This is a genomic window from Nitrospirillum viridazoti CBAmc (genome assembly GCF_000730165.1).
GTDB classification, from domain to species: domain Bacteria; phylum Pseudomonadota; class Alphaproteobacteria; order Azospirillales; family Azospirillaceae; genus Nitrospirillum; species Nitrospirillum viridazoti.
The window spans coordinates 1,452,689-1,466,005 of the sequence record NZ_CP022110.1 but is presented as its reverse complement, the minus strand read 5'-3'; the positions used below and the strand labels follow the sequence as shown (position 1 = coordinate 1,466,005).

The following is a 13,317-nucleotide window of genomic DNA, read 5'->3' as shown; positions in this document are numbered from 1 at the left end:
GCCCCCCTGTTCCCGCCGCCTCAGGGCGCGACGGCGTTTAATGTGACCCGCTGCGGTGACAGCCCCGGGCCGGTGACGTCCACGGTCACGGGGCCGGCCTGCGTCCCGGCCCGCACAGCGGCGACCACCCGCCCGTGGAAGGTACGACGCTGGCCGGACTGGAAGCTGCCGGCATCCCGCGGGTCGCCGTTGCCCATGCCGGCCAGCGCGCCAGCCCCCGCAACATGCACGGTCACCTGGCGATCGGCGTCCCGCGCATAGACGGGCGTCCCACCGGCGTCGGCCAGCTCCACCGTCAGATAGGCCAAATCCGCGCCATTGGCCCGCACCGTCGGCCGGTCCAGCGACAGCCGCGCCAGGACGGGCGCGCCGGCGGTGCGCAGTTCCCACCGCCCCGCCGGCTGGCCGTCGCGATAGCCGACAGCGACCAGACGGCCGGGCGCGTAGGGAACCTGGAAGGTGGTCTTGTATTCGCTGTCCACGCCCACCGGACGACGGCCCAGGCTGCGGTCGTTCAGGAACAGCTCCACCTCCGGGAATTCGGAGTAGACCACCACCTCCAGCGGCTTGCCCTCCTGCCCCGGCCAGGTCCAGCTGGGGTGGACGTCATCCAGCGACCAGTCCAGGTGCGGCGGCTGGATGGGGAAGTAATGCCGGTCGGGCAAATCCTCCGTCCCCGGCGGCTGGCGCACGAAGGCGGAAATGGGGTCGATGCCCGTCTTCCACAGCACCTCGCGGTAATAGGCCGCCGGGCGCTTGCGGCCCGTGGCATCGATCTCGCCGCAATAGGCCAGGGTCCAGGGATAGGGCGCCAGTTTCTGCCAATCCTGGCTGTAGCCCATCCAGCCGATGCCGGCCTCGCCGATATAATCGACCGCCGTCCAGACGAAATCGCCGATCACCCAGGGCATGGTTTCCACCGGCCGCCAATATTGGAAGGCGTCCTTGGGCGTGGACTCGGTGGTCAGCATAACCCGGTCGGCGAACTGGACGTGGTCGGGACCGAACAGATGGGCGCGGTAGTTGTAGCCCGCCACGTCCAGCACGGCGAACTGGCGGGCGTTGTCCGGCCCGTCGATGCTGACCGCCTGGGTCACGGGGCGGGTGGGGTCCAGGCGGCGCACGCGCTCGGCCAACCGCCGGCCCGTCTCCGCCCCCTCCGGCGTGCCTTGCTCCGGTATCTCGTTGCCGATGCTCCAGAACAGCACGCTGGGATGGTTGCGGCCGCTGACCACCAGGCTGTCCAGGTCGGCCGCCCAATCCTGCGCGAAGAAGCGGGCGTAGTCCTGGGCGCGCTTGGGCTTGTCCCAGGCGTCGAACGCCTCGTCGATGACCAGCAAGCCCAGCGCGTCGGCGGCGTCCAGCGTCGCCTGGCTGGCGGGGTTGTGGGCGCTGCGGATGGCGTTGTAGCCGGCGGCCTTCATCAGCGCGACCTTACGCGCGTCCGCGTCGGGCAGGCCGGCGGCCCCGACCATGTAATTGTCGTGGTGGATGTTGCCGCCCTTCAGCACCACCTTTTGACCGTTGATGCGCAGGCCCTGGCGCGCATCGACGGTGATGGTGCGGATGCCGAAGCGGGTACGCCGCTCATCCTTCAGCGCGCCGCCCACGCGCACCTGCTGCACCAGGGTGTAGAGATTGGGCGCGTCGGGGGACCATAGCGCCGGCCGGTCCACCATGAGCGGCTGGTCCAGATCCGCGTGGCCGTTGGCCGGCACCGGCCGTACCTGCCGCGCCTGGGCCACCACGGCGCCGTCGGCCGCCACCACCTGGGACTGCAGTTCGACCGTCGCCGCGTGCGCCGACCGGTTCACCACCGCCGACCGCACCGCCACCTGCCCCCGCTCCGCCGTCGCCACCGGCGTGGTGATGGCCGTGCCCACCGGGTCAAGGTGGACGGGGTCCAGGATGTCCAGGCTGACCGGGCGGATCAGGCCGGTGCCGGCATACCAGCGCGACGACGGATCGGGATGGTTGACCCGCACGGCAATGACATTGTCGCCGGGGCGCACCTTGCCAGTCAGATCGAGGCTGAAGGCGGTGTAGCCATAGCGATGCCGCGCCAGCGGCTGGCCGTTCAGCCAGATGTCGGCATCCATGTAGACGGCTTCGAAATTCAGGCGGATGACGCGGGTCGCCCGCGCCGCGTCCAGCACCAGGTGCCGGCGGTACCAGGCCTGGCCCCCCGGCAGGTAACCGGAGTCCTGCCCGGCGACCGCCTGCGCGTCGAAAGGCGGCGTGCCATCGGCACGATCATCAATGGAAGCGTCGTGGGGAACGGTGACCAGCCGCCAGTCCTTGTCATCGAAGGCCACGGCCTCCGCGCCCGCCGCCTCGCCGCGGTGGACGCGCCAGCCGGATACCAGGGGCAGTTGCTCCGCCCCAGCACCGGTGGACAGGACGGCGAGCAGCGCCGTCAGCGCCAGGACGCGGCCGCAGCTTCGTGGCATCACTCTGACTCCCTGGGTTCTCCCTGGGCCCGCCTCCCGTATCACAACGGGCCCTTGTTTATTCTGGCGCCACCGGTCAGCCACGGCCGCCCAGCCCGCCATGCGGCAGGCCGGGTGGGCCGCGCCTGTGATAGCGCTAACATCCACGCCCATTTGTCTGAGTAATCAGGTTAATGTCAACAGGGCACGGAATGATGGGGGCGAACCGGCACGACGCCCCGCATGACGCCCCCATACGACGCCCCTACCGCACGGGTCACGGCAGGAAGGCCTGGTTATCCCGCATCTGCTTCAGCATGTCCTTGCCGGCGTCGTTCACGACCTGCCCGAAGGCGCCGTACATCATGTCCAGGCTGGCGCGGGCGACGGGACCGCCGGGGTCAGTCTTCTCTGGCGGGATCCAGGGATATTCGCCGCCGTCCTCCTCCCCCGTTCGCGGATTGACCAAGGACACCAGGTGCCGGGTCTCGACATAGCCATGGTCTGTCATGTCCTTGGTCTGTGCCAGGAGGTGCAGGGTGGGGCCGGTCAGGCTGCCACCCGGGAAGCTGGACATGAAGCGCTGCTTATCGACCGTTTTCGTGCCATCCGCGCTCAGCTTTCCAAACAGCGCATTGGCATCGGCCTTGTCGCCCTGGCCGGATGCGACGGCGGCCTCCACCTCTTTGGCACTGAGGACGCCGTCCTTGTCGGTATCGCTGACCTCGAAAATCTGGGTCAGCGCCGACTGCTTAAGGCCGGTATCGTCGCCCGGCGGCCCCAGGTGGTTGATACCGATGGCGACCCCGCGATTGACGACAGGCATTATTTTAATCGTTCCCCTCCCACAAATCTATTGATGGGTGACGAACGACAAACATGCAACTTTTAAGCCAGATCCAAACCCTTGATTCCAGGAACGTCGTCCGCCGGCGACACCGGAAAGGGCGGGTGCCGCCGGTCAAAATCTGCCGAACCGCCCGGCGAAAGATGCCTCACGCCACGAAGGCGTTGTCGACGCCGGCCCAGCCGGGCAGGCCCTCGGCCACCACCAGATGGTCGCGCACCTCCCGCACGCCGGGACCGTTCTCCGCCACCACGCGGAAGGCCTGGGCCACCCGGGCGTCATAGACGGCGCCGGTCAGGGTGACGACGCCGTTTTCCACCACCACGTCCACTCGGCTGTCGGCCCACCAGCGCTTGTCGGCCAATTCCATCAGCAGACGGTAGCGGATTTCGGCGTCCAGCAGCGGCGGCTCCTCCCCCGGAGGGGTGGCCAGGTCGAAGGTGTGCAGCAGGGCCCGCACCACGTCGGCGCGGCTGATGACACCGGCCAGGTGGCCGTGGGCCAGCACCGGCAGCCGCTTCACCTTGCGGCCATCCATCAGGGCGACGGCGGTGGCGATGTCGTCGTCCACTTCCACGGTCAGGACGTCGCGCGTCATCACCTCCGCCACCCGGCGGCCGTGCATCTTGCTGTACTGGTCCGCCTGGTCGCCCGGGGTGGTGAACATGCGCTGCCACCAGCGGTCGTGGACCTCGGTCCCCGTTTCGGCCCGGCGCATCAGGTCGCCCTCGGTCAGGACGCCGACGACGCGGCAGCCGCCACCATCGGCGGCGACGTCATCCTCCACTACGGGCAGGCCGCTGATGCGATTGCGCACCATCAGGCGCAAGGCGTCGACCAGGGGCGTGTCCGGGCGAACGGTCAGGACGCCCGGCGTCATGATCTGGCGAACGGCGGTGGGCTTGAAAATCTCTAAGGTCGGGGCGGGCGCGGTCATGACGGCATCCTCCGGTTGGGATGGGGCCATCATGGGCTCAAGGCCGGAGCGCGTCCTTGATGCGGCTCAATTCAGCGGCCGCATGTGTCCCGAAAAAAAACGGTGACCGAAAAAACGGTGACCTCAGCAGGCGGCCCCGGCATCCAGGATGGGGGCGACCAGGGCGTGCAGGGACAGAGCATCCGGCGCGGCGCGCAGGGTGGCGGCCAGGCCGGGGGTGCGCAGGGCGCGGCTGATGCGGGCCAGGGCCTGCAGATGGGCGTTGCCGCAATGGACGGGGGTGAGCAGGCCGAAGACCAGATCCACGGGCGCACCGTCGATGGCCTCGAACTCCACCGGCTTGGCCAAGCGGACGAAGGCGCCGATGGGGCGGCTGATGCTGCTGAAGCGGGCGTGGGGGATGGCGATGCCGGCGCCCACGCCGGTGGAGCCCAGCGCCTCACGGGCGCGCAGATCGTCCAGGACGGCACCGACATCCAGCGCGCCGGCGGCGGCGATGCGCAGGGCGATTTCCTTCAGGACGGCGTCCTTGGAGGCCGCCGTGACGCCCAGCCCGACGGAGGACGGCGCCAAGGAGGAACCGGCGCCGGTGGGGCCGCTAGTGGGAGCCGATGACGGATCGGATGCGATCGACGCCATGACGTCAGCGACCTTGGGAGCGGCGAAGGCCCATCGGGACGCCACGCTGGAGCGGAGCATGAAAACAACCGTACTGGTGACCGATGGCCGTCAAATAAGCGATCTCGGGGGCTTTGGGAAGCCCCAACTGCGACAGCATAACGCGCCTGCCCGCAGGGTATGGATGCCCGTCCATGATTCGTTTCCTTAAGATCCCTATCGAATCAAAGGGATTCGTCGCTAATGACCAGGCGGTAGCCGATGCCGGGTTCCGTCTGAATGATTCCCGGCGCGTTGGGGTCGCTTTCAATCTTCTGGCGCAGCATGCGGATATAGACCCGCAAGTACTGCACCTCGTCTTCCTTGGCGGCCCCCCAGACTTCCTTGAGGATTTGCCGGTGGGTCAGAATCTTGCCGGCGTGCGCCGCCAGGAAGCGCAGCAGGTCGAACTCCGTGGGCGACAGGTGCAGCTTTTCCTCGCCCCGTGTGACCTGCCGGTTGATGAGGTCGATGGCCAGCCCGCCGGCGGTCACCACCGACCGGCCGCCCTGCTGCTGCACGGCATGGCGCAGGGCCGCGCGGATGCGGGCCATCAGCTCCGCCGTGCCGAAAGGCTTGGTGACATAGTCGTCGGCGCCCAGGTCCAGTGCCGCCACCTTGTCCTCCTCCTGGTCGCGGCTGGACAGGATGATGATGGGCGTGGGGCGCTCGGCCTTCAGCTTGCCCACCAGATCCAGGCCGTCGCCGTCGGGCAGTCCCAGATCCAGCAGGATGAGGTCCACGCCCGGCAGGCGCGCCTGCACCAGCCCCTCCTGCGCCGTCGCCGCCTCCACCAAGGTCCAGCCTTGGGGGGCCAGCACGGCGCGCAGCAGGCGGCGGATGGCCACCTCGTCCTCGATCACCAGGATGCGATGGGGTTTGCTCATGATCTCGACCCTATTCCAACATCCAGGCATCAAGCGCGTCATCGGTGGGCAGCGTCAATTCGAACACGGCGCCGGTCTTGTCCGTGCGGTTGGCGGCCTTGATGGTGCCGCCCAGGGCCGTCATGAAGCCGCGGCAGATGGCCAGGCCCAGGCCGGTGCCGGCCTGGCGGTGGTCCCGCGCCTCCACCCGGTAGAACTTGTCGAAGATGCGCTCCAGGCTGTCGGGCGGGATGCCCACGCCCTCATCCATCACGCGGATGACGACATGGTTGTGCCGGCGCGCCGCGCTCACGCCCACCCTGCCCTCGGGCCCGGAATACTTGGCGGCGTTGTCCAGCAGGTTGAACAGCACCTGTTCCAGCAGCAGGTAGTCGGTGCGCACCAGCGGCAGGTCGGCCGCCAGGTCCAGGTCCAGCGGCCGGCCGGCCAGGATGGGCTTGGCCCGCTGGGTGGCGGTGTGCACCACGTCCACCAGGTCCGTCGGCTCGCGGCGGATGTCCAGCCCGGCCTCCAGCCGCGTCATGTCCAGCAGGTTGCGCACGAAGCGTCCCATGCGCTCCGCTTCCACCAGCAAGTCGCCGGTCAGCTGCGCGCGGGTGGCGGGCTCCAGCCCTTCCCCCTCGCTCTTCAGGGTGGTGGCGGTGCCGATGATGGCGGCCAGCGGCGTGCGCAAATCGTGCGACAGCGAGGTCAGCATGGCGGAGCGCAGGCGTTCCGTCTCCCCCTCCAGCCGGGCCTTGTCGATGTCCTGCACCAGCTTCACGCGCTCGATGGCCACGGCCGCCTGGTCCATGATGGCGTCCAGCAGGCGGCGCTGGTCCGGCGTCAGGATGGGGCCGGGATCGTCGGTGTCCACCCCCACCACCGCCACCACGCCGCGTTCCGTGCGCACGGGCAGGAACAGGCGCTGGGTACCCGGTAGCGTGGGGGCGCCGCGCCCCGCCGGCTTGGCGTTGTCATAGGCCCAGCGCGCGGCGGCCAGATCCATCTCCCCCACCTGGTCCTCCGGCGGGTAGCCCGCCCGCACCTCCAGCGCGCCGTGGTCGTCGGGCATCAGCAGCACGACGCGCACCTTCAGCAGCAGCGCCACCTGGTGGGTGGTGGCCCACAGCAAATCCTCCATCTCGCCGATGCCGGCCAGCTTGCGCGCGAAGGAGAACATCTGCGCGGTGATGCGGGCGCGGTTGGCGGCGATGGTCGCCTGTTCCCGCACCCGCGCCGTCAGGCGGCTGGTGAAGACGGCGACGATGGTGAAGAACACCAGCGCCACCACGTTGGACGGGTCGCGGATGGTGAAGGTGTACAGCGGCGGCAGGAAAAAGAAATTGTAGGCCAGCACGCTGAGGCAGGAGGCGAACAGCGAGGGGCCGTAACCGTGCAGGATGGCGCTGGCCAGGACGGCGGCGATGTAGACGAGCGAGAGATTGCGCACGTCCATGGTGTTGCCCAGCAGGGTGCTGACCACGGTGGCCAGGCCCACCATCAGCGTCGCCACGCCATAGGGCTGCCACGCCAGGCCGCTGGACTCCGGCCGGGTGCGCACCATCTTGGGCGGGATCTCGTCCGCCTCCACCACGTCGCCGGCAATGACGTGGACGGAGATGGTGCCGGCCTTGCGCACCAGCTCGTGCACCACCGAGCCGTGCACGATCTCGAACCAGCGCGGCCGTTCGGACTTGCCGATGATGATGTGGGTGAAGTTGTTGGCGCGGGCGTAGCCCAGCACATCGGCGGCGATGGTGCGGCCGGGCACGGTGATGGCCTCGCCCCCCAGCTGCTCCGCCAGGCGCAGGGTGTCGGCGATGCGGTCGCGCGCCGCCTCCGTCAGGCGCTGGGTGCGCGCGGTCTCCACGTAAAGGGCGGTGAAGCGGGTCTTCAGCCGGTCGGCCAGGCGCTTGGCGTAGCGCACCAGGCCGCCGGCGGTCCTGTCCTCGGACACGCAGACCAGCACGCGGTCGCCCGCCGCCCAGGGGCCCTGGATGGCATGGCGCTGCATGTAGGACAGCATCTGGTCGTCCACCCGCTGCGCCGTGCGCCGCAGCGCCAGTTCGCGCAGGGCCGTCAGGTTGCCGGGGGAGAAATAATGCTTCAGCGCCCGCTGCGCCTGCTCGCGGATATAGACCTTGCCCTCGTTCAGGCGCTTGATCAGGTCCTGCGGCGGCAGGTCGATGACCTCGATCTCGTCCGCCATCTCCAGCACGCTGTCGGGCACCGTCTCGCGCACCCGGATGCGGGTGATCTGCGCCACCACGTCGTTCAGGCTTTCCACATGCTGGATGTTCAGCGTGGTCAGCACGTCGATGCCGGCGGCCAGCAACTCCTCCACATCGGAATAGCGCTTGGCGTGGCGGCTACCCGCCGCGTTGGTGTGGGCCAGTTCATCCACCAGGGCCAGGCGGGGACGGCGGCGCAGCAGGGCGTCGATGTCCATCTCCTCCAGGGTGCGGCCCTTGTACTCCAGCACCCGGCGGGGCACGACCTCCAGCCCGGCCACCATGGCCTCGGTCTCGCGTCGGCCGTGGGTCTCCACCACGCCCACCACCACGTCCACGCCCTCCGCCTTCAGCTGCCGCGCCGTTTCCAGCATCTGGTAGGTTTTGCCCACGCCCGGGGCGGCCCCGAGATAGATGCGCAGTTTGCCCCGACGCTCCTGCATGGCCTGGCTCAGCAAGGCGTCCGGCGACGGGCGGTTGATGTAATCGGCGTTGGTCACGGGTGGTCTTTCAAATGCGCCCTCAAACGGCGGGCGCCGGCATCCGCCGGCTTGCCTTATCCTCGGCTTCCAGTCCGCTGACGCTCCCCGGAAACCTCCAGCGGCTGCGGTCGCAGCCTACAGGGGCATGAGACCATGCCCCTGCTGTAACGGCCCCTACTGTAACGGCAAAAGCCGCCGCCCCGGAACGTCGGCCAACAATAGCGCCAACGGATCCGAAGCGGCGAGCTTTTCCCTTTAAGACAATCAGTTACCGGACGGGTGCGCCGCGTCCAGGGCGCGGTTCAGCGCCAGGACGTTCACATGCGGCTCGCCGATCAGGCCCAGCAGGCGGCCTTCGACATGGGCATCCACCAGGCCTCGCACGGCGGCCTCGGTCATCCCCCGGGCCTTGGCCACGCGCGCCACCTGGTAATAGGCGCCGGCAGGCGAGATGTCGGGGTCAAGGCCGCTGGCCGAGGCGGTCACCAAGTCCACCGGCACGGGGTGGTCCTTGGTGGCGCCATACTTCTCCGCGTCGCCGGCGATACGGTCGACCAGCGCCTTGGAGGTCGGACCCAGGTTGGAGCCCATGGAGTTGGCCGCGTTGTAGGGGGCGGCCACCGTCTTGGTGCTGTCGTTGGGATCGGTGTCGGTGGTCACCGACGGGCGGCCCCAGAAGTACTTCTCCGACGTGAAGTTCTGCCCGATCAGGGTGGACCCGATGACCGTGCCGTCCTTGGCGGTGATCAGGCTGCCGTTGGCCTGGCGCGGGAACAGGACGCGGGCGATGCCGGTCATGCCCAGGGGATAGATCAGGCCGCAGACGACGGTGAAGAAGACGGCCAGCGAGATGGCCGGACGGATTTGCTTGAGCATGGCTCTCGGGCCTCCTTTAGGCCAGGCCGACGGCGGTCACGACCATGTCGATGGCCTTGATGCCGATGAAGGGAATGATGATGCCGCCCAGGCCATAGACCAGCATGTTGCGCGACAGCAGGCTGGCGGCCGGCAGGGCGCGGTACCGCACGCCCTTCAGGGCCAGCGGGATCAGCGCGATGATGACCAGGGCGTTGAAGATGATGGCCGACAGGATGGCCGACTGCGGTGTGGCCAGGTGCATGATGTTCAGCGCGTTCAGCGCCGGGTACAGGCCCGCGAACATCGCCGGGATGATGGCGAAGTACTTGGCCACGTCGTTGGCGATGGAGAAGGTGGTCAAGGCGCCGCGGGTCATCAGCAGCTGCTTGCCGATGCCCACGATCTCGATCAGCTTCGTCGGGTCGCTGTCCAGGTCCACCATGTTGCCGGCCTCGCGGGCAGCCTGGGTGCCGGTGTTCATGGCCACGCCCACGTCCGCCTGGGCCAGGGCCGGGGCGTCGTTGGTGCCGTCGCCGCACATGGCGACCAGGCGGCCCTCGGCCTGTTCCTTGCGGATCAGGGCCAGCTTGTCCTCTGGCGTGGCCTGGGCCAGGAAGTCGTCCACGCCCGCCTCGGCCGCGATGGCGGCGGCGGTCAGCGGGTTGTCGCCCGTGATCATCACCGTGCGGATGCCCATGCGGCGCAGTTCGGCAAAGCGGTCGCGGATGCCGCCCTTGACGATGTCCTTCAGGTAGATGACGCCCAGCACCCGGTCGTTGCGCACCACCGCCAGCGGCGTGCCGCCGGCCTTGGCGATGCGCTCGGTGATGGCCTCCAGCTCCGGATGGCGCACGGGCTGGCTGCCCCGCAGGGCCGTCACGTGGCGCAGCACGGCGTCAACCGCGCCCTTGCGGATCTGGATGCCGCCCTCCCCGTTTTCATTAGCCAGATCAACGCCGCTCATGCGCGTCTGGGCGGCGAAGGGGACGAAGCGGGCGTTCAGGGCCCCCATGTCCTTGCCGCGCAAGCCGTACTTTTCCTTGGCCAGCACGACGATGGAGCGGCCCTCCGGCGTCTCGTCGCTCAGTGACGACAGCTGGGCGGCCTCCGCCAGTTCCTTGTCGGTGACGCCCGAGACGGGGATGAACTCGGCGGCGTGGCGGTTGCCCAGGGTGATGGTGCCGGTCTTGTCCAGCAGCAGGGTATCGACGTCGCCCGCCGCCTCCACCGCGCGGCCGGACATGGCCAGGACGTTGAAGCGCACCAGGCGGTCCATGCCGGCGATGCCGATGGCGGACAACAGCGCGCCGATGGTGGTGGGGATCAGGGTGACGAACAGCGCCACCAGCACCACCACCGACACCGTGCCGCCGGCGTAGGCCGCGAAGCCCGGGATGGTGACGACCGCCAGGATGAAGATCAGGCTCATGCCCACCAGCAGGATGTTGAGCGCGATCTCGTTGGGGGTCTTCTGCCGCTCCGCCCCCTCGACCAGCGCGATCATGCGGTCGAGGAACGTGGAGCCTTGCGCCGCCGTAATGCGGACGATGATGCGGTCCGACAGCACGCGGGTGCCGCCGGTGACGGCCGAGCGGTCGCCGCCGCTCTCCCGGATCACGGGTGCCGATTCACCGGTGATGGCGGACTCGTCCACGGTCGCGATGCCGTCGACGATCTCACCATCGCTGGGGATGATGTCGCCGGCGTCGACCACCACATGGTCGCCCACCTTCAGGTCGGCGGCCCCCACCGTCTGAAAGCTGGTGACGGCCGCCCCCCTTGCGACCATGGGGCCAGTCAGGCGCTTGGCCACCGTCTCGGTGCGGGTCTTGCGCAGGCTGTCTGCCTGGGCCTTGCCCCGGCCCTCGGCCACCGCCTCGGCGAAGTTGGCGAACAGCACCGTGAACCACAGCCACAGCACGATCTGGAAGGAGAAGCCGGTGCCCTGTGCGCCAGTGGCCAGGTCGCGCGCCAGCAGCACGGTGGTCAGCAGCGCCACCGCCGCCACCAGGAACATGACGGGGTTACGCACCAGGGTGGCGGGGTTCAGCTTGGTGAAGCTGGCCTTGACCGCCGGGCCCAGGATGGCCGGATCCAGCAGCGCGGACTTGGTGCCCCGGCGGGTCGGTGCGTTCGGCTGCTGGGGGGCCGCCGGCTGCTGCCCCGGGTGGAACATGGAAGGGGATGACATCTCAAAATCTCCGAAGAACGGATGACGCCAATGCAAGGCTTCTACCCGGGGGTCAGTAGGTGGTGCCGGCCATCATCTGCAGGTGCTCGACCACCGGCCCCAGCGCCACGGCGGGGAAGTAGGTCAGGCCGCCCACGATCAGGATCACGCCCACCAGCAGGCTGACGAACAGCGGGCCGGTGGTGGGGAAGGTGCCGGCGGAAGCGGGCACGGACTTCTTCGCGGCCAGGGCGCCGGCGATGGCCAGGGCCGGGATGATGATGAAGAAGCGGCCCACGAACATGGTCACGCCCAGGCTCACGTTGTACCAAAGGGTGTTGGCCGACAGGCCGCCGAAGGCGCTGCCGTTGTTCGCCGCACCGGAGGAGAAGGCGTAGAAGATTTCCGAGAAGCCGTGCGGGCCGTTGTTGGCGATACCGGCGACACCCGCCGGAATGGCGGAGGAGATGGCACTGAACACCAGGATGACCAGCGGCATGGCCAGGATAGCCAGCACCGTCATCTTCACCTCCTTCGCCTCCAGCTTCTTGCCGATGTACTCGGGCGTGCGGCCCACCATCAGGCCGGCCACGAACATGGCGATGATGGCCATTAGCAGGATGCCGTAGAGGCCGGCGCCCACGCCGCCGACGATGACCTCGCCCAGCAGCATGTTGACCAGGGGCACCATGCCGCCCAGGGGCATGAAGCTGTCGTGCCAGCCGTTGACGGCGCCGCAGGAGGCGTCGGTGGTGATGGTGGCGAACAGGGCGGTGTTGGCGATGCCGAAGCGCACCTCCTTGCCCTCCATGTTGCCGCCAGGCGATAGGGCGCTGACCGTCTGGTCCACCGGCAGGCCGGCGTACAGCGGGTTGGCCTGGGACTCGGCCCAGTAGCAGACGCCGACGCCGACGATGAACATGGCGCCCATGGCGGCCAGGATGGCCCAGCCCTGGCGCTCGTTGCCCACCATGCGGCCGAACACGTTGGTCAGGCCGGCGCCGATGGCGAAGATGGTCAGCATCTGCACCAGGTTGACCAGGGCGTTGGGGTTCTCGAACGGGTGGGCGGAGTTGGCGTTGAAGAAACCGCCGCCGTTGGTGCCCAGCATCTTGACGGCCAGCTGCGAGGCCACGGGGCCCTGTGCGATGATCTGCTTGGCCCCTTCCAGCGTGGTCGCCTCGGTATAGGCCAGCAGGTTCTGCGGCACGCCCTGCCAGACGTAGAACAGGGTCAGGACCACGCAGGCGGGCAGCAGCACGTAGAGGGTGGCACGGGTCAGGTCGACCCAGAAATTGCCGATGGTGCGGGCGCCGCGGCGGCTGAAGCCGCGCACCAGCGCCAGCGCCAGCACGATGCCCGTGGCGGCGGACATGAAGTTCTGCACCGTCAGGCCCGCCATCTGCACCAGATAGCCCATGGTGGTCTCGCCGCCATAGGACTGCCAGTTGGTGTTCGTCACGAAGCTGATGGCGGTGTTGAAGGACAGGTCCGGCGCCACCGCCGCCTGACCCTGTGGATTGAAGGGCAACAGGGCCTGCAAGCGCATCAGCGCGTACAGCACCAGAGCACCCACCAGATTGAACAGCATCATGGCGACGGCATAGGTCAGCCAGTGCTGCTCCGCTGTCTCATCCACGCCGCAGACGCGGTAGAGGGCGCGCTCGACAGGGCCGAAGACGCGGCCGAACAGGGTGTTCTCGCCGGAGAAGACGCGGGTCATGAAGCCGCCCAGGGGCCGCGTCAGGACCAGGATGATCGCCGCGAACAGCGCGATCTGTAGAATGCCGTTGAAAGTCACGGGGGAAGTCTCCGCATACGCGTATGGGGCCTGCGG

Annotated in this window: 9 protein-coding genes; all 9 read right to left on the bottom strand. The window is 68.6% G+C overall.

Annotation, left to right across the window (positions count from 1 at the left end):
* Positions 1 to 20 precede the first annotated feature (20 nt).
* The 9 genes from Y958_RS06795 to kdpA all read right to left on the bottom strand — a co-directional run bounded on the left by Y958_RS06795 (position 21) and on the right by kdpA (position 13,281).
* Positions 21 to 2,450, bottom strand: a complete 2,430-nt coding sequence (locus tag Y958_RS06795) for a glycoside hydrolase family 2 TIM barrel-domain containing protein (protein WP_186291297.1) — start codon at positions 2,448 to 2,450, stop codon at positions 21 to 23.
* 256 nt (positions 2,451 to 2,706) lie between these two features.
* Positions 2,707 to 3,255 carry an EF-hand domain-containing protein gene (locus Y958_RS06790; RefSeq protein WP_088871401.1) on the bottom strand — a complete coding sequence of 183 codons (549 nt, stop codon included), beginning with the start codon at positions 3,253 to 3,255 and terminating at the stop codon, positions 2,707 to 2,709.
* 169 nt (positions 3,256 to 3,424) lie between these two features.
* Entirely contained in the window at positions 3,425 to 4,213 is a 789-nt protein-coding gene (locus Y958_RS06785) for a CBS domain-containing protein (RefSeq protein WP_186291296.1), read from the bottom strand.
* A gap of 123 nt (positions 4,214 to 4,336) precedes the next feature.
* Positions 4,337 to 4,852, bottom strand: coding sequence for a PTS sugar transporter subunit IIA (locus Y958_RS06780; protein WP_088872530.1), 516 nt, complete (start codon positions 4,850 to 4,852; stop codon positions 4,337 to 4,339).
* 203 nt (positions 4,853 to 5,055) lie between these two features.
* A complete protein-coding gene (locus Y958_RS06775; protein WP_088871399.1) occupies positions 5,056 to 5,757 on the bottom strand; it encodes a response regulator in 702 nt (233 codons plus the stop codon).
* Positions 5,758 to 5,767: 10 nt separating this feature from the next.
* Positions 5,768 to 8,470, bottom strand: coding sequence for a sensor histidine kinase (locus Y958_RS06770; RefSeq protein WP_186291295.1), 2,703 nt, complete (start codon positions 8,468 to 8,470; stop codon positions 5,768 to 5,770).
* Between the two features lie 246 nt (positions 8,471 to 8,716).
* Positions 8,717 to 9,328 carry a potassium-transporting ATPase subunit KdpC gene (gene kdpC, locus Y958_RS06765; RefSeq protein ID WP_088871398.1) on the bottom strand — a complete coding sequence of 204 codons (612 nt, stop codon included), beginning with the start codon at positions 9,326 to 9,328 and terminating at the stop codon, positions 8,717 to 8,719.
* Positions 9,329 to 9,344: 16 nt separating this feature from the next.
* A complete protein-coding gene (kdpB, locus tag Y958_RS06760) occupies positions 9,345 to 11,486 on the bottom strand; it encodes a potassium-transporting ATPase subunit KdpB (RefSeq protein ID WP_425600674.1) in 2,142 nt (713 codons plus the stop codon).
* 67 nt (positions 11,487 to 11,553) lie between these two features.
* Complete coding sequence (gene kdpA / locus Y958_RS06755; RefSeq protein ID WP_088871397.1) at positions 11,554 to 13,281, bottom strand: potassium-transporting ATPase subunit KdpA; 1,728 nt, start codon at positions 13,279 to 13,281, stop codon at positions 11,554 to 11,556.
* Positions 13,282 to 13,317 lie beyond the last annotated feature (36 nt).